Source organism: Kitasatospora sp. NPDC057223 (assembly GCF_042669755.1).
Taxonomy (GTDB): Bacteria; Actinomycetota; Actinomycetes; order Streptomycetales; family Streptomycetaceae; genus Kitasatospora.
Map to the genome: position 1 here is coordinate 145,139 of NZ_JBHUWW010000003.1, position 16,988 is coordinate 162,126.

Annotated in this window: 11 protein-coding genes and 3 pseudogenes; 6 read left to right on the plus strand and 8 right to left on the minus strand. The window is 69.2% G+C overall.

All coding sequences use genetic code 11. From position 1 onward, the window contains the following. Nucleotides 1-67 precede the first annotated feature (67 nt). Nucleotides 68-364: pseudogene (locus ACFUK0_RS02585) on the minus strand (glycosyl hydrolase); the annotation flags it as partial. A gap of 670 nt (nt 365-1,034) precedes the next feature. Between ACFUK0_RS02585 and ACFUK0_RS02590 the strand changes: the two are divergent. The 4 genes and pseudogenes from ACFUK0_RS02590 to ACFUK0_RS02605 all read left to right on the plus strand — a co-directional run bounded on the left by ACFUK0_RS02590 (nt 1,035) and on the right by ACFUK0_RS02605 (nt 7,435). After that, entirely contained in the window at nt 1,035-2,060 is a 1,026-nt protein-coding gene (locus tag ACFUK0_RS02590) for a LacI family DNA-binding transcriptional regulator (RefSeq protein WP_380246168.1), read from the plus strand. 884 nt (nt 2,061-2,944) lie between these two features. Beyond that, nucleotides 2,945-3,937 carry a glycoside hydrolase family 11 protein gene (locus ACFUK0_RS02595; protein WP_380246169.1) on the plus strand — a complete coding sequence of 331 codons (993 nt, stop codon included), beginning with the start codon at nt 2,945-2,947 and terminating at the stop codon, nt 3,935-3,937. A gap of 431 nt (nt 3,938-4,368) precedes the next feature. Continuing rightward, nucleotides 4,369-5,778, plus strand: a pseudogene (locus tag ACFUK0_RS02600) (endo-1,4-beta-xylanase); the annotation flags it as partial. A gap of 229 nt (nt 5,779-6,007) precedes the next feature. Continuing rightward, nucleotides 6,008-7,435 carry a non-reducing end alpha-L-arabinofuranosidase family hydrolase gene (locus ACFUK0_RS02605; protein ID WP_380246170.1) on the plus strand — a complete coding sequence of 476 codons (1,428 nt, stop codon included), beginning with the start codon at nt 6,008-6,010 and terminating at the stop codon, nt 7,433-7,435. A gap of 592 nt (nt 7,436-8,027) precedes the next feature. On the opposite strand, the gene ACFUK0_RS02610 is transcribed toward ACFUK0_RS02605, so the two are convergent. The 4 genes from ACFUK0_RS02610 to ACFUK0_RS02625 all read right to left on the minus strand — a co-directional run bounded on the left by ACFUK0_RS02610 (nt 8,028) and on the right by ACFUK0_RS02625 (nt 12,530). Then, nucleotides 8,028-9,284: an ROK family protein gene (locus tag ACFUK0_RS02610; protein ID WP_380246171.1), complete on the minus strand. Its 1,257-nt coding sequence runs from the start codon at nt 9,282-9,284 to the stop codon at nt 8,028-8,030. 12 nt (nt 9,285-9,296) lie between these two features. Beyond that, nucleotides 9,297-10,577, minus strand: coding sequence for a sugar ABC transporter permease (locus ACFUK0_RS02615; protein ID WP_380246172.1), 1,281 nt, complete (start codon nt 10,575-10,577; stop codon nt 9,297-9,299). Next, nucleotides 10,574-11,353, minus strand: coding sequence for an ATP-binding cassette domain-containing protein (locus tag ACFUK0_RS02620; protein WP_380246173.1), 780 nt, complete (start codon nt 11,351-11,353; stop codon nt 10,574-10,576). Before ACFUK0_RS02620 ends, ACFUK0_RS02615 begins: the two co-directional genes overlap by 4 nt. 82 nt (nt 11,354-11,435) lie before the next feature. Further along, on the minus strand, nt 11,436-12,530 hold the full coding sequence (locus ACFUK0_RS02625; RefSeq protein ID WP_380246174.1) for a sugar ABC transporter substrate-binding protein: 1,095 nt from the start codon (nt 12,528-12,530) through the stop codon (nt 11,436-11,438). Between the two features lie 643 nt (nt 12,531-13,173). Between ACFUK0_RS02625 and ACFUK0_RS02630 the strand changes: the two genes are divergently transcribed. Next, nucleotides 13,174-13,443, plus strand: a complete 270-nt coding sequence (locus ACFUK0_RS02630; protein WP_380246175.1) for a transposase — start codon at nt 13,174-13,176, stop codon at nt 13,441-13,443. Between the two features lie 50 nt (nt 13,444-13,493). Next, nucleotides 13,494-13,988 (plus strand): annotated as a pseudogene (locus ACFUK0_RS02635) (IS5 family transposase); the annotation flags it as partial. 15 nt (nt 13,989-14,003) lie between these two features. Here ACFUK0_RS02635 and ACFUK0_RS02640 read toward each other — a convergent pair. From ACFUK0_RS02640 to ACFUK0_RS02650, 3 genes are all read right to left on the minus strand, one after another. After that, nucleotides 14,004-14,549 (minus strand): MOSC domain-containing protein, encoded by a 546-nt coding sequence (locus tag ACFUK0_RS02640; protein WP_380246181.1) that lies wholly within the window; start codon nt 14,547-14,549, stop codon nt 14,004-14,006. Nucleotides 14,550-15,646: 1,097 nt separating this feature from the next. Then, nucleotides 15,647-16,075, minus strand: coding sequence for an NUDIX domain-containing protein (locus ACFUK0_RS02645; RefSeq protein ID WP_380246176.1), 429 nt, complete (start codon nt 16,073-16,075; stop codon nt 15,647-15,649). 34 nt (nt 16,076-16,109) lie between these two features. Continuing rightward, nucleotides 16,110-16,481, minus strand: a complete 372-nt coding sequence (locus ACFUK0_RS02650; protein ID WP_380246177.1) for an SDR family oxidoreductase — start codon at nt 16,479-16,481, stop codon at nt 16,110-16,112. Nucleotides 16,482-16,988: the final 507 nt, after the last annotated feature.

The following is a 16,988-nucleotide window of genomic DNA, read 5'->3' on the forward strand; positions in this document are numbered from 1 at the left end:
GTGGCGGATGTCAGGCCGAGGGGAAATCCGCGTGCAGGCGGCAGGTGTGGTCCAGGACTCGGACCGGGCCGATGGGCAAGGCGACGACCGCCTCGGAGCCGGCCTCGCCGGGGAGGAAGGTTGTCTGCACGGGTGCCGCCGCCTCGGCGACCGCGCGCCCCTGGGCGTTGAGGCGCCCCACCAGCAGTACCAGCAGTACCGGCACGACCGGCACGCCGGTGCCCGGCAGAGCAGCAATCAACTGCTGCTGTACGCCGGGTGGTTCCGGCGTCTCGACGTCGCAGCCCTCGCCACTGGTGCCGCGCCCGGACAGGCCGGCCCGGTCGCCGAGAGCGACGATCACCACCTTGGCAGTGTCGAGCAGCTCCTCGCCGGTCTGCGGGACGCTCAGGCCGGAGTCGGCCGGCGCCTTCCTGTTGCCGAACAGCAGCACAGGCCGGGTGCCGCGCATCGGGATGCCGCGGGACCTGCCGTCAACCACCGAGGTGTTGAACACCGCGGGCAGGAGGTTGCTCTCAGTCCCGGGTCCGCGGCGATCGCGTCGTCCGGCGGGAGCAGCAGGTCCGCCTTCACGTACGGCTGGATGCTGTCGCCGCCGCAGGTGACGAAGACGTCCGTTGCCCGGCTGTATGGATGACGGTGTTGAGCTTGGCCTGCTACTCCGCGCCGAGGACGGTGTCCAGGACGGGCTTGACCCTCGACGTCTTGATGAAGGTCTCGGCCGGCTGCTTGTCGACCTTGTCGCGGACGCCCCCGTAGCCCCGCAGGTGGATCACGCCGGAGTCTCCGCCGACGGAGGAGAACCCGCCGCTGCTACAGCGGTCATCCCCGCCAGGCCAGGGTCAGGCCGGGTGCACCAGCGAGTGTGCGCCCCACCATCAGGTCTCTCACAAAAGTTTCGACCCACTTCTCGAAACTAATGCTTGCCCAGGACGCTAAGTCGCCGACATGTGTCGGGTCAACCCCTCGCACCGAGGGTTATTGAAGCGTGATCCGCCAACTGCCCGGCTACGCCCGTGCCCTATGCTGCGTCCATGGATAAGGGCGATGAACTGGGACGGGTGACCCTCGCGGACATCGCGCGTGAGGCCGAGGTCTCCGTTTCGACAGTTTCGAAGGTTCTCAACGGCCACACCGACGTCTCGGCATCCACCCGTGTACGTGTCGAGCGGGTCCTGAGCGACCACGACTACCAGCGCGCCGCGCGCAACAGTGGCGAAGCGCCCCTCATCGAGATCGTGTTCCACGAGCTCGACAGCCTCTGGGCGATGGAACTCCTGCGCGGCGTCGAGGCCGTGGCGAGCGAGAACGGGGCGGCTGTCGTGGTCACCCACAGCGGTTCACGCCACGCCCCGGGGCCGGAGTGGATCGAGGCGGTACTGCGCCGGCGCCCCCTCGGTGTGGTACTGGTCTTCTCCAGCCTGCCGCCCGAGCTCAAGCGCCAACTGCGCGCCCGGTCGATCCCGTTCGTGATCATCGACCCGGCCGGCAACCCAGACCCGGACGTCCCGTCGGTGGGCTCGGCCAACTGGGCCGGCGGCCTCGCCGCCACCCGGCACCTGATAGAACTCGGCCACCGGCGGATCGCCATCGTCACCGGCCCCGAGGACACCCTCTGCTCGCTGGCCCGGCTGGACGGCTACCGCTCCGCGATGTCCATGGCCGGCCTGGTGGTCGACCCCGCGCTGACCGCCTTCGGCGACTTCCACGCCGAGGGCGGATTCGCCCAGGCCAAGCGGCTTTTGGAGCTCCCCGAGCGGCCCACCGCGGTCTTCGCGGGCAGTGACCTGCAGGCGCTCGGCGTCATGGAGGCCGCCCGGGTCTGCGGCCTGCGCGTGCCCGAGGACCTGTCCGTCGTCGGCTACGACGACCTGGACATCGCGCAGTGGACCAGCCCGGCCCTGACCACCGTCCGTCAGCCCCTGCGCGAGATGGCCGAACAGGCGACCCGCCTGATCCTCATCCTCCGCTCCGGGGAGGTCCCGGCACCTCCCACCCGCCTCGAACTGGCGACCACGCTCGTGGTGCGCTCCAGCACCGTGGCGCCCTCCCTGACCTGAACGGAACGGGGCCCCGGCTCGCGAGCAGCCCCGCACACGGTCCGGCCCGGCCCTGAGCCTGCCCCGGACACACCTGGGGAACCCCCCGACATGCCGGGGGCTCGACCTGGACTCCCGGCGCACCCGTCACCAGGGCAGCACCTTCGGCCTGCCGTCGATGACCGGAGCGACGGGTGCAAGCCGCCTCGGCCGCGTCGGTGACGAACGGCTGGTTGCCGGAGGAACGGGACTCCCCCGGGCACCGATTCGCACGCCCCTGGGGTTCGTCCCGCGGACCGGCCGGGTGACCGTGCAGGGCGCACCTGTGGCGCCCGGGCCGAGCGCCGGACACCGGAGTGAGCGCCGGGCACGGGGGTGAGCGCCGACGCCGCGGCCATGTCGTCGCCCGTACCGGCGCGACCCGCGTGCCCCCTCAGCTGTCTCGGCCCCGCCCGGGACCACCCGAGACCACCCGGGACCACCCCACGGAGCAGCAGCGAAACTTTCGGTGGAACCCTCCCGTCAGTCGCGGCCCGAGATGGGGGCGATAGCGCGGGAATCGGCAAGGCATCGGCCGGGCACTCGACCCCGCATTGCCTTGAAGGCCATTTGACCAGGAACTCTGCCGACGGGACCGGACTCGAGAAGTGTCGAATCTATCGCCGTTTCAGTCGAAAGCGTTGACACTCTGTCGGGCGCAGGTCAACACTATCGCCGTCGACACGTCCGAACGGCCCTGGATCCGGGTCGCCCCCAACCAGCCTCGGACACAACAGTCTTGATGACAGCACGGTCCTGTGCACCGTCGCGCGACGCCGTCCGGCCGGCCCCACCCCATAGCGGCCGCCGCTGGCGCAGGACCGCGTCCACACCACCCCCACCCATCGGCAGGACGGATCGCTCCCGTGAACTTCTCCCCCACCAAGAGCCGTAGAGCAGGCCATCCCTGGCGGATCGTCAGCAAGGCGCGCGTCCTCCCGCTGGCTCTCGCGGCCGTCGTGCTGCTGCCCGGCACCGCCGACGCGGCGACCGTCTCCACGAACCAGACCGGCACCGACGGCGGGTACTTCTACTCGTTCTGGACCGAGGGCACCGGCGCGGCCTCGATGTCCCTCAACGGCGGCGGCAACTACAGCACCTCCTGGAACAACGCCGGCAACTTCGTCGCCGGCAAGGGCTGGAGCACCGGATCACGCAACCCGGTCACCTACTCCGGCACCTGGAACACCAGCGGCAACGCCTACCTCTCCCTCTACGGCTGGAGCACCAACCCCCTCGTCGAGTACTACATCGTCGAGAACTACGGCACCTACAAGCCCACCGGCACCTACAAGGGCACCGTCACCACCGACGGCGGCACCTACGACATCTACCAGACAACCCGCTACAACGCCCCCTCCATCGAAGGCAACAAGACCTTCAAGCAGTACTGGAGCGTCCGCCAGTCCAAGCGGACCGGCGGAACCATCACCGTCGGCAACCACTTCGACGCATGGGCCAGGAACGGCATGAACCTCGGCACCATGAACTACGAAGTCCTCGCCACCGAGGGCTACCAGAGCAGCGGCAGCTCCAACCTCACACTCGGCACCTCCACCGGCGGCGGAGGCACCGGCGGCGGCGGAACCGGCAACGGCTGCACCGCCACACTCTCCGCCGGCACCTCCTGGAGCGACCGCTACAACCTCAACGTCTCGGTCACCGGATCCACCACCTGGAAGGTGACCGTCAAGATCCCCTCCCCCGAGAAGGTCAGCTCCACCTGGAACACCACCGCCACCTACCCCGACGCCCAGACCCTCGTCGCCACCCCCAACGGCTCCGGCAACAACTGGGGCATGACCATCACCAAGAACGGCAGCACCACCTGGCCGACAGTGTCCTGCAGCACCAGCTGACACCCGACACCGGCCCACCACGAACACCCCGGGGCGTGGCGACCGAAACCGCCACGCCCCACCACCCCCGCGCAGCCATCGACCACGTCCGGCCCACGCTGCGCCAAGTATTGACAACTCGCCGCGCCTGATGCAGATTTCACCCGAGCATATCAAGCAGGCGGGTTTGCGCCACGAAGTGAATTGTTAGCGCTAACAGACCTGGCGGCGCAGTCGACAGTCAGGCGTCGATCGCCGCCGTCGAACGGGCACCCACCGCCGGCTCCGCGCGGCAGGAACTGCCCGGCGAAGCAGGCGCTCGCACAACCGCCAGGACGAGGCGCCGGCCCCCAACCGGCGCGCAGGACTCCCCCACCCAAGGAGAACGATCCGTCATGCCACGCTTCACCAGCAAGCCCCGTCTCCGCAAGATCCTGACGTCGGCCGCATGCATGGTCGTCGGCTCGGTCACGGCCGTCACCGCGATCCCGGTTGCCCATGCCGCCGGGGCGACCACGCTGGGTGCCGCAGCGGCCGGCAGCGGCCGGTACTTCGGCACAGCGGCGGCCTCGGGCAGGCTCGGCGACTCGACGTACGCCACCATTCTCGACCGGGAATTCAACATGGTCACCCCGGAGAACGAGATGAAGTGGGACACCGTCGAGCCTTCTCGCGGGTCGTTCAACTTCGCCCCCGGCGACTCGATCGTCAGCCGTGCGACCGCCCACGGCCAGCAGATGCGCGGCCACACCCTGGTCTGGCACTCCCAACTGCCCAACTGGGTCAGCTCCATCAACGACGCCAACACCCTGCGCAGCGTGATGAACAATCACATCACCCAGGAGATGACCCACTACAAGGGCAAGATCTACGCCTGGGACGTGGTCAACGAGGCCTTCGCCGACGGGAGCACCCAGCACCGCAGCTCGGTGTTCCAGAACGTGCTGGGCAACGGCTTCATCGAGGAGGCGTTCCGCACCGCCCGGAGCGTCGACCCCGCGGCCAAGCTCTGCTACAACGACTACAACATCGAGAACTGGTCCGACGCCAAGACGCAGGGCGTCTACAGCATGGTCAAGGACTTCAAGGCCCGCGGTGTACCCATCGACTGCGTCGGCCTCCAGAGCCACTTCGGCGCAGGCGGCCCGCCGGCCGGCTTCCAGACCACCCTGTCCAACTTCGCCGCGCTCGGCGTGGACGTCCAGATCACCGAACTCGACATCGCCCAGGCCTCCACCACGGCGTACACCAACACCGTCCAGGCCTGCCTCAACGTCGCCCGCTGCACGGGCATCACGGTCTGGGGCATCCGCGACAGCGACTCCTGGCGCACCGGTGAGAACGCGCTGCTGTTCGACAACAACGGCAACAAGAAGGCCGCCTACAACGCGGTTCTCACCACCCTGGGCGGCGCCGGCGGCGGCACCCCGGGCGGCGGCATCAACTCCGGCACCGTCTACACGCTCTCCGACGTGGCCGCCGGACGCGTTCTCGACGAGCCCGCGGGACAGAACGCCAACGGCACCCTGCTCCAGGTGTGGGACGCCAGCGGCGCCGCCAACCAGCAGTGGCGGGCCACCCAGAACAGCGACGGCTCCTACACCCTGACCAACATCGCCAGCGGCCGGGCACTCGACGAGCCGGGCAACCAGACGGGCAACGGGACGCGGATGGAGGTCTGGGACTCCAACGGCGGCGCCAACCAGCACTGGCGGGCCGCCCGCAACAGCGACGGCTCCTACACCCTGACCAACGTCGCCAGCGGCCGGGCGCTGGAGATCCCCGGTGGTCAGACCGCCAACGGCACGCCCGTCCAGATCTGGGACTCCACCGGCGGCGCCAACCAGCACTGGAACTTCAAGTGAGTTGAGCCGCAGGGCATCTGTCGCCCCGGCCCCTTCTCCCCACCGGACCCCCCTCGCGAAATCCCCACACGGGAATCCCACACGGGAAGTTCGCGCGGGAAGCCCCCGCAAGCCGCCGGGGGATGTGACACCACCCAGCACCTCAACCCTGTCCGCACAGCTGACCTGGTCATGTTAACGCTCACATAGTCGTGCGGCAGCTCCACCCACCCAAGGAGAGAACCCCATGCACAGCCGAAATTCGAGCCGCAGGCGGTTGTCCGTGCTGCTCACCGCCGTGATCGCGGCCGTGGCGGCGCTGGCGGCGATGCTCGTCGCCGGCCCGGCCCAGGCGGCCACCACCGGCGCCCTGCGCGGTACGGGTTCAGGCCGTTGTCTCGACGTGTCGAACGCCAGCCAGACGGACGGCGCGTCCCTGCAGATCTACGACTGCTGGAGCGGGACCAACCAGCAGTGGACGCTGACGTCCGGCAACCAGCTGACCGTGTACGGCAACAAGTGCCTCGATGTTCCGGGCCACGCCACCACGGCCGGTACCCGGGTGCAGATCTGGACCTGCACCGGCAGCGCGAACCAGCAGTGGCGGGTGAACGCCGACGGCACGATCGTCGGCGTCGAGTCCGGACTGTGCCTGGACGTCACGGGCACCAGCACGGCCAACGGCACGGCGGTGGAGATCTGGACCTGCAACGGCCGCAGCAACCAGCAGTGGACCGGCCTGTCCGGGACGACGACTCCGCCGGGCACCGCCTGCCCCCTTCCCTCGACGTACCGGTGGAGTTCGACGGGCGCACTGGCGCAGCCGGCGAACGGATGGGCGTCGGTGAAGGACTTCACCGACGTCGTGTACAACGGCAAGCACCTGGTCTACGCGTCCGACGTGTCGGGATCGTCGTACGGCTCGATGATGTTCAGTCCCTTCACCAACTGGTCGGACATGGCGTCGGCCGGCCAGACCGGGATGAGCCAGGCCGCGGTGGCACCCTCGCTGTTCTACTTCGCGCCCAAGAACATCTGGGTGCTGGCGTACCAGTGGGGCGCGTGGCCCTTCATCTACCGCACGTCGAGCGACCCCACCAACCCCAACGGCTGGTCCGCCCCGCAGCCGCTGTTCACCGGTAGCATCCCCAACTCCGGTACCGGTCCGATCGACCAGACCCTGATCGCCGACGACCAGAACATGTACCTGTTCTTCGCCGGCGACAACGGCAGCATCTACCGGGCGAGCATGCCGATCGGGAACTTCCCCAGCAGCTTCGGCTCCTCGTACACGACGATCCTGACCGACACCACGAACAACCTGTTCGAGGCCCCGCAGGTCTACAGGGTCAAGGACCAGAACCAGTACCTCATGATCGTCGAGGCCCAGGGCGCGAACGGGCGCTACTTCCGCTCGCTCACGGCCTCCAGCCTGAACGGCTCCTGGACCCCGCAGGCCGGCTCCGAGAGCAACCCCTTCGCGGGCAAGGCCAACAGCGGCGCCGGCTGGACCAACGACATCAGCCACGGCGACCTGGTCCGTAACAACCCCGACCAGACCATGACCATCGACCCCTGCAACCTGCAGCTCCTCTACCAGGGCAAGTCCCCCACCGCGACGGGCCCCTACGACCAGCTCCCCTGGCGCCCGGGCGTCCTCACCCTCCAGCACTGACCTGTCTGATCCACGGTGACAGCGGTCGGGCGCGGCCGGCAGGCGCACGGAGGAACGGTCCACGGCGTGGGCAGCTCCACCTGCTGACCGACACCCACCGCATCGAGGAACCCCAGCCGTTCGCCGGTTGGGGTTCCTCTCTTCGGTGGACCTTCATCGCGGTACGGACCGAAGCCCGAGGACGCCGCCGCAGCGACCGCTCACCACCCCTGACGTCGCGATTGCCGACCCTCGCCCATGCCGGTCGGGCCACATCCCGGTACTCGGACAACGCCCCCGTCCGTGGCAGCGCTCTGCTCGCCGGAATCATCAAGGAGTTTTCGGAGCTGCGGAGTTGAGGAGGCGTCGACCACGGACGGCATCAGCGGCCGGGTACCGCACGGCCCCGTCGCCCGGTCGGCTCAAGACGGAGTTGGGGCTGCGGCCCGGGCGCCGGCACCGGAGGCCCACCGGCAATCAGCTGACCGCGCCACTGGGCACCAGTCGAAGCATGGTGCGGGAAGCGGTCCGAACCCTCTCGGCCCGCGGCGGATCCGGGACCGGAACGGGCGCGGGCTCTTCCGCCCCGACGACGCGGCCGGCCGTGGGCTTCTCAGGGCTGGGGAAAGGGCGGGTGCGGCGCCGCAAGACGGGCCTGGCGTTGCTCCGAGGCGCGGGCGAGCGTCTCCAGCGGTCGGGTGAGCACCTCGGAGAACGCCAGTTCGGCGGCGCCGATCAGGACGGTGTCACCGCCGAGTTCGCTGACCCGCAACCGCAGGTTCTCCCGCACTGCTGCCAGGGCATTGGTGTTGATCCGGCTGCGCACCTGTGCGGCGGATCCGAGAAAGACGTCCCGGAGGGTGCCGCCGAGGATGACCAGGTCCGGATCGAAGAGGTTGACGAGGTTCGCGATGCCGATGCCGAGCCAGTCTCCGACGCGGTGCAGCGCCGCGCGCGCGGTGACGTCTCCGTGGTCGGCTGCGATGACCACCGACCGTACGGCGTCGGCCCCGGTGACCCGGCCGTCCCGACCGGCGGCTTCGAGGAGGGCGCGTTCACCTGCCTCGGCTTCCAGGCAGCCGTGGGCGCCGCAGCCGCACGGCCGTCCCTGGTACGGGTTGACGTTCATGTGACCGATCTCGCCGGCGTACCCGCGCTCGCCGCGCAGGAGTTCACCGTCGGTGATCACTCCGGCGCCGATGCCGATCTCACCGTGGAGGTAGACGAGGTTCTGGCTTCCGCGGCCGATGCCGCGCCGGTGCTCGGCGAGCGCGCCGAGGTTGGCTTCGTTCGCGACGAGGACCGGGATGCCCAGGCGGAGCCGGTCGGCGAACGCACCGGCGAAGTCGATGCCCTTCCAGCCCATGTTGGGGGTGAGACTGACCAGCCCGTCGGGGTGGCGGACGATGCCGCGTACCGCCACGGCGATGCCGACGCACGAGCTGCCGGCCGGTGCGCGAGCCAGCATCTCGTGGGCGAAGCCCGCGAGGATGGCGGCCACTCGCGCGGGGTCCTGCGGGTGCCCGTCGGGCCATGGGCACTCGCGCCGGTCCAGGAACACGCCGCCGAGTCCGATGAGGGCCGCCGCCAGGCGCTCCACGCCCAGGTCCACCGCCAGGACGTGCACGCGGGTGGACTCCGGCTTCACGACCAGCGAGGGCCGTCCGGCCCGGCCGGTCTCCTGCGGCAGCTCCTCGCGGACCAGGCCCGCGGCCGTCAGATCGCCGACCAGGCCCAGAATGGTGCTGCGGTTGAGGCCGAGCCGGGTCGCCAGGGCGGCTCGCGAGGTGGGCCCGTCGAAGTGGACGTGGCGCAGCAGGGCGCTCAGGTTGTGCTGGCGGATCTCTTCCTGGGAAGGACCGGCTTTCATGGCTGGCGACCCTCATCGTTGGGCTGAGCGGCGGCGGGACATGGCGTCCACGCCGGCGGCCACCAGCAGAACCGATCCCGTGACAGCGTACTTGACGCCTGAGGAGTAGCCCATCAGGCCCATGCCGTTCTGGATCACCGCGACGACCAGGCCGCCCAGCACGGCGTCGACGACGCGGCCGCGACCGCCGAACAGGCTCGTACCGCCGATGACGGCACTGCCGACGGCGAGCAGCAGGACGTTGCTCCCGCCGGTGTTGGGGTCCACGGAGTTGCCCCGGGAGGCGGCGATGATGCCGCCGACGGCTGCCAGGCAGGAGCAGATGACAAAGGCGGCGATGCGGATGAAGGCGACGTTGATCCCGGCCCGGCGGGCGGCTTCGGCGCTGCCGCCCACGGCGTAGATGTGCAGGCCGAAGCCGGTCCGCTGCAGCGTGAACGTCCCGAGCAGGAGGAGGGCCCCGATCACGGGCACGACGATGGGCACACCCTTGAGGGAGCTGACGATGACGTTGCGGCTGCGCTCCTGGTTCAGCAGGTACACGGCCGCACCCCCGAGCACGACGACGGCGCCGGTCCGGATGGCGAGGAGCGCCGGCGGGGTTCCGGCGAGGCCCCGGCCGAGCCGGTCGCGGCTGCGGCGCAGTTGCAGCGCGGCGTAGCCGGCCGCGCAGCCTGCCAGCAGGAGCCAGCCGAGGACGGGGCTGAGGTTGTCGTTCGCGATGGCCAGGATGGTCGGGTCCTTGACCGAGACGTTCGTCCCCTCCTTCAGCAGGATCAGTACGACGCCCTGGAAGCCGAGGAACGCGGCCAGCGTCACCACGAAGGAGGGGATGCCGACCTTGGCGACGAGCGTGCCGATGAGCAGGCCGATGACCGCGCCGGTGAGCATGGCGGCGGCCACCGCGGCGTACCAGGGCCAGCCGTGGTTGGTCAGCAGGATCGCCAGGACCGCGGCACAGACGCCGCTGGCGTACCCGGCTGACAGGTCGATCTCGCCGAGGAGCAGGACGAAGACCAGCCCCATGGCGATGGCTATGCTGCCCGAGCTCTGTGTGAGCAGGTTGGCGAAGTTCAGGTTGGACAGGAAGACCGGGCGCAGCAGGGCGAAGAACACGCACAGGACGACCAGGCCGGCGACGGCGGGAAGGGCGCCGAGCTCGCCCGCGCGCACCTGCTCCAGGTAGCCGCGGCCGACGTCCCCCAGGCGGGTGGTGGTCGAGGGCCGGCCTTCCTCGGGGTCGGTGGGCCGGTTCGGCCGCTCGGGCTTCCGGGGGGCGAGGGCGGCGGTCATACGGCGGCTCCGTTGGGGGTGGTCTGAGGGCCGAGGTTGCCGCTGCGGCCCGAGGTGATCAGTTCGACGACCTGGGCGTGTGTCACGTCGGAGGCCTTGACCTGAGCGGCCATCCGCCCGAGGTAGAGCGCGGCTATCCGGTCGGAGACCGCGAAGACGTCGTTCATGTTGTGCGAGATGAGCACGACGGCCAGGCCGTTGTCGGCCAGCCGGCGCACGAGTTCCAGGACCTGCGCGGTCTGGGCGACGCCCAGGGCCGCGGTGGGCTCGTCGAGGACCACGAGCTTGCTGTTCCACAGCACCGCCTTGGCGATGGCGACGGTCTGGCGCTGGCCGCCGGAGAGGCTGGAGACCTTCTGGCGAAGGGACTTGACCGTGCGCACCGAGAGTCCCCTGAGCGTCGCGGCGGCCATCTCCTCCATGGTCGAGTCGTCGAGCACCATGCCGCGGTGCTTCTCCCGCCCCAGGAACATGTTCTGCACGATGTCGAGGTTGTCGCACAGTGCGAGGTCCTGGTAGACGATCTCCACACCGAGCGCGGCGGCCTCGCGCGGGCTGTGCACCTGGACCGGCCGCCCGTCGAAGAGGTAGTCCCCCGCATCGATGGGGTGGATGCCGCCGATGCACTTGACGAGCGTCGACTTGCCCGCGCCGTTGTCGCCGATGAGTGCGGTGACCTCCCCCGCGTACGCGCTGAGCGCGATGTCGTGCAGGACCTGGACGGGGCCGAAGCTCTTGTCGATCCCGCGCAACTCGAGAGTCGGTGTCTCTGTCATGGGTGGGGCTCCTGGGGATTGACGGGGTGGGCCCCGTGCCACCGACGGCCGGGGCCCACTGGTACAGCCGGGCGCTCGCGCGCTACTTGATGCCGGCCTTCGTGCAGAGCGCGTCGTAGTCGCCGGTGCACAGCTGCGCCTTGGTGACGAAGCCGTCGGTGATGACGTCCTGGACGTTGTCCTTGAAGACGGCCTGGGGGGTCAGCAGCGCCGCCGGGACGTCACGGTTGCCCGTCGCGTCGTGGACGGTGGCGTTGGTCTCGCCCTTCTTGCCGTTGGCCAGGGAGACCGCGAGAGCCGACGCCGCGTCGGCCTCCTTCTTCACCGCCTTGTAGACGGTCATGCACTGGTCCCCCGCCAGGATGCTCTGCAGGCCCTGCACCGTGGCGTCCTGACCGGTGATCGGCACCTGCCCGTTGCGGTGGTTCTTGCGCAGCACGGCGATGGCCGAGTTAGCCAGACCGTCGTTGGCCGCGAGCACCCCGCCGATGTTCGGCTGGCTGGTGTACATCTGCTCGAAGATGGTCTGCGCCTGGGCGTTGTCCCAGTCGGGCACCGACTGGTTGGGGCCCTTGATGTACTCCCCGGAGGCGTACAGCGGGGCCAGCACGCCGTTGTAGCCGTTGGCGAACAAGGTGGCGTTGTTGTCCGTCGGGGAGCCGTTGAGTTCGGCGACGACGGGGTTCTTGGCGCCCATCTCGCCCAGACACTTCGTCAGGCCCTCCCCCTGGAGCTTGCCGACCTGGGTGTTGTCGAAGCTGACGTAGTACTGGGCGGAGCCGCCGAGGGTGAGCCGGTCGTAGTCGATGGTGGCCACGCCCTGGGTCTTGGCCTTGTCGAGGACGGCCTTTCCGGTTCCGCTGTCGAGGTTGACGATGATCAGCACGTTGACGCCGCTGGTGATCATCTGGTCGGCGATCGTCTGGAACGCCTGCTTGTCGCCCTCGGCGTTCTGGATGTCGTAGTCCACACCTGCGGCCTTGAAGGCCGCCGCGAGGTACGGCCGGTCTGCGGTCTCCCAGCGGACGGACGATTTGCTGTCCGGCAGGATCACCCCGATCTTCGGCTTCTTGGCGCTCCCCGAGCCGGCACCGGAACCCGAGGAGCCGCAGGCGGTGACCGTGGAGAGCAGGGCCGCTGACACGGCAGCGGTGGCGAACAGGAACCCCTTGCGCATGGGCAGGGTCCTTTCGAGGCGTGTCCGACCTGTGCCGGACGTGCGTTGGCTGATGAATGGTGGGGATGGCACGAGCACCGGAGCGGGGAGCAGCTGACCCCAGTTTGTTGCCTGCGACAACATACGGCCCGGCGATGAGCCCGCCAAGCCCCTGCGCCGACCCGCGTGCGTAACGATCGAGTTACCGGAACCTGGCCAGTGCGTTTGCGAGTCAGGGCAGGGTCGACGCCTGCACAGGCCGGCCTGGCGTTCGATCGGTGGGAGATCTGCAGGCAACTGGGCGAGTACAGGTTCGGTGGTACCGGCCTTCGCCGGGGGGCCGGGCCACCGCGCAGCCGAAGGTCTCAGGCGACGGCCGGGTGGGCCTCAGGCCAGGGACGGTCTTCTCTCCTGCACGGGATCGGCTCGACCGCAAGGAAGCACTGACCGCGCATGCGGCTGCACGCGGCTGGTACCGGCAACACTGACTGCCCGGCCCGGCCTGAGTGGATGTACAGGTCTCCGGGGCTTCCTCAAGGATGCAAGAGGTGTCCGTAGCGGCCGCAAGCCGGGCTGAGCACGAACTCTCCCAGCTCCTGCCACGACGGCCGGCCGGGCCCGCCAACTGATCGACGCTGAACCGGGCTGCCACTACGGCTCGGGAATGCGCAAACGCCGTTGGGACGCCGACGCCGTCCGTGACGACCTACGCACCAGCGCGGGCGTTCCGGACGGCCTGGTGTTCGCGACAGAGCCCCAACTCGCCGTGCAAATGGTCGAGCGGGCCCGGGATGCGGGACCACCCGCGCGCTGGGTCGCGGGAGACGAGGCCTCCGGCGACAGTCCGCCTTTACAGACGGCTCTGGAACAGCATCGGACCAGCTCTGTCCTGACTGTCTCCCGCACCCACCTTGTCGTCACGCAAGTGGGGTAGTTCAAGGCAAGGACTCTGGCTGTGCGGATCCCGAAGCAGGCCGGACCGGACCCGGCGACCATGCGTTCGGACGCTCCCGCGGCGGCCTGTGCACGAAGATCCACCTCGCCGGCGACAGCCTTGCACGCCCCCTCGCCCTTTGCGTCACCGCGGGCCAAGCCGGCGACGCCCCGGCCTTCGAGCCCGTCATGGCCGGCATCCGTGTTCCGCGAAGCGGGTCGGGCGGATCGAGGACCCGACCCGATACCGTCCTGGCGGGCCGCGCGTACTCATCCCGCGCGATCCGAAAATACCTCCGCCGACGTGGAATCCGCGCTGCCGTCCCCCAGCCGTCCGACCAGATCGGCCACCGTCTACGGCGAGGCCGCGCCGGCGGTCGCCCACCGGCTTTCGACGCCGAGGCGTATCGGCAACGCAACGCGGTCGAGCGATGCATCAACCGGCTGAAGCAGTGCTGCGGCCTGGCCATGCGCACGGACAAGCTCGCCATCGCCTACCGGGCCGCACTCCACCTCGCCGCCATCCTCATCTGGGCACGCCGATGACCACGGAACAAGAACCTAGACCCGTTCCAGCGGGCGGTGAGGGGGCGGCGGGAGCTCGACCTGGACGGAATCGCCGGGGCGGACGGTCCCTCCACGGCGGACCACAGCCATGACGCCACACTTGAACGTGAACTCGCCGGACAAGGGGTCCATGGCGAAGACCTCACCGAGCAGCCCCTTGCGGAAGTCGTTGATCTTCGAACACGGGTTACGCAGTCCGGTCACCTCAAGCACCGCCTGCTCCCCCAGTTGGAGCAGAGCGCCGGTGGGCAGGCCCAACAGGTCCATCCCGCGCGTGGTGATGTTCTCGCCGAGCTGGCCCGCAGAGACCCCGAAGCCCTTGAGTGCGAGTTCGTCGAAGAGTTCCTCGTGCATCAGGTGGACCTGGCGCAGGTTGGGCAGGTTCGGCTCGTAGGTCATGCGGAACTGGTGGCGGATCGTCTCACCTGCGTGAACGTCTCCTTCCACTCCGAGCCCCGTGAGCAGCCTGATGGAATCGCGATTGGGCTTGCTGAACGAGTACCCCTCGTTGCGGCTCACTGCGGTCACCTGACCAGGCATCACGCCCTCCACCTGTCGTCATTCTGCGGCTGGTCGATCATAGAGGCGGTGCAAGCAGCCCTGCGAGGGAAGCGTGCAGTGAACGGACCTCATCGAGCGGATGGGTCATGTCCGACTCCTGATCGGCACCATCCCGTCAACGAACACCAAAGAGACCGTTCCTAGGTCCGCCGCTGGGCCTCCTGGCGTCGCTGGGTCACCCTCGCGATGCTCGGCGACGCTTCCCTCCCTCGCCGTCACGCAGCCATCAAGAGCCACGACCGGCGCGCCCCCGACGGCCTGATCCCCCTGACCGGCAACGAGATCCAGCACCTGTTCGCAGCTTTGATCAGCCCCGTCCACGGCCTCGCGCACCGACTGCGCTGGTCACTCCGGCGACGACAACACCAGGCCCGTGCACGCCAGTGCCACTACCGGCGGCAAGCGGCACTCCAACCATGAAGATCTTGATCTACGACTGGATTACTGGGCACTCGGCCTGAGCCGGAACCACATGTCGACCTGCGTGGCCCGCCTACGGTGCACCCGCCACGCCCCCGCCCCCGCCCCCGCCCCCGCCGGGAGAGAAACACTCCAGGAGTCGAGCTGGAGCTACTCCAAGGCCCGAAGCAATGTGCAAAACCGAGAGGAGGGAGGGATTGCGTCGGCCGTGCTCGATATAGGCGATCCCCCTGAAACTCATGGCGTTCCTGCGGTGCCGACGCCGAGCGTCCGGCCGCGGCATGGGGACTCACGGCCACGTCGCTGTGCGCCAGGCCGGCGCCATTCTGTGCCTGCGGGACCCCAGCCGCTGTCGCGATACAGCCGTGCGCCGGGCCCAGGACAGCGAGTACCGAGTCCGGCGAGCCCTGGCTGGGGCAGCGGCCCAAGAGAGTTCCAGGGGAACCGAATTGGCTAACGCGCTCCTGGAACTACTTGTCCACAATCCTCGCCATGGCGTCATCCGCTTCGCGGAGCAACTGAGCACACCTTGCTGCCTGCCAAAGGTCTACGCCACCGGAGGCACGGGTCGGGCCCACAGGAAGGGGTGGGCACGACCCGCATGTTGCGCGTCGCTGGGCGAAATTGGGCCCGCACGTCAGATGCACTGACTTCTATCAGGTGGCAAAAAGCTCCCCACGCTCGACGGCCCCGCGCAGGACGGCGGCGAACTCCTGGGGAAGGAGGTTGACGGTGTCGAGCGCCGTGGTGGTGAGGGGGATCTCCTCCAGGATGTACTCGCCTCGGCCTTCCTGGCTGAACTCGGGGCCGGTGCGGTCCTCGAAGCTCCACTTCTCGATCGTGGCCAGGTAGAAGGTCTCGTGGTCGGTGTCGGTCTGGTGGGTGTGGAGGACGCTGACGATCTGGGCTTCGCCGGCGATCTCCTCGCGGACCTCACGTCGCAGGGCGTCCTCGGGGTCGGCGTCGGTCGGTTCGATCTTGCCGCCGACGATGACCCAGTACGGATCGAGGCCGGGGCGGATGCGCTTGATCAGCAGCATGGTGTCGTTCGGGGTGAGGAGGACGGCTCGGACGCGGTGCTGCATGGCACTCTCTTCCAGTCTCGATGGTGCAGGGCGGTCAGTGGAGGATCCAGCCACCGTCGACGTGCAACGACTGACCGGTGATGAGGGACGCGCTGGGGCCGGCGAGGAAGGCGACCGTTGCGGCGACATCCTCGGGGCGGCCTCGGCGCCGGACGCACTGGCGGCCGATCTGATCCTCCGGGCTGGCGCGGTGGTGAGTGGGCAGGTCGTTCTCCGCCTCGACCTGGATGGCCCCGGGCAGAACAGTGTTCACGCAGATTCCGGCTGGTCCAAGTTCCCTGGCCAGCGACCCGGTGAGCCCGAGCAGCCCGGCCTCGGCGGTGTTGTAGGCGACTGGCCCGGGGCGGCCGGTGCGGGCGTTGACGCTGCCCATGTTGACGATGCGACCCCAACGGCGCTCTGCCATACCCGGGGTGATGGCCCGGCAGGTCCGGTAGTGGATGGTGAGGTTGGACTCGATCGTCCGGGCTCACTGGTCCTCGTCGAGTTCGTCCCACGGGCTCCGGGGGTGGGCGCCGGCGTTGTTGACGAGGATGTCGATCGGGCCGAGTGCGGACTCGACCTGACTCGTCAGCGCGGCCACGGCGTTCGACGTGTGAGGTCGGCGCTGACCTCGATGCCGGTGCGGCCTTCGCGGCGTACGTCCCCGCTCGGCGGCCACGATCCCGTTCCCCTCGATCCGCGCCTCACAGACCGTGATGTCCTCGACAGCCGAGACACCGGCGGCGTAGCCCTCGATCGTTCGACCCGGCGACAGCCCGCGCGGTCAGGTTCCGCCGCAGCTGAGTTCATGCGGACAGGCGCGACTACGTCTTCACGTCCCGTTGTCTCCGGGGAGACGTCATCGCGGGCAGGCTGTTCGCGGGCTCGCGCTCCCGAGCCCTCCATGGCCGTACGCCGGCCGCCCATCGGG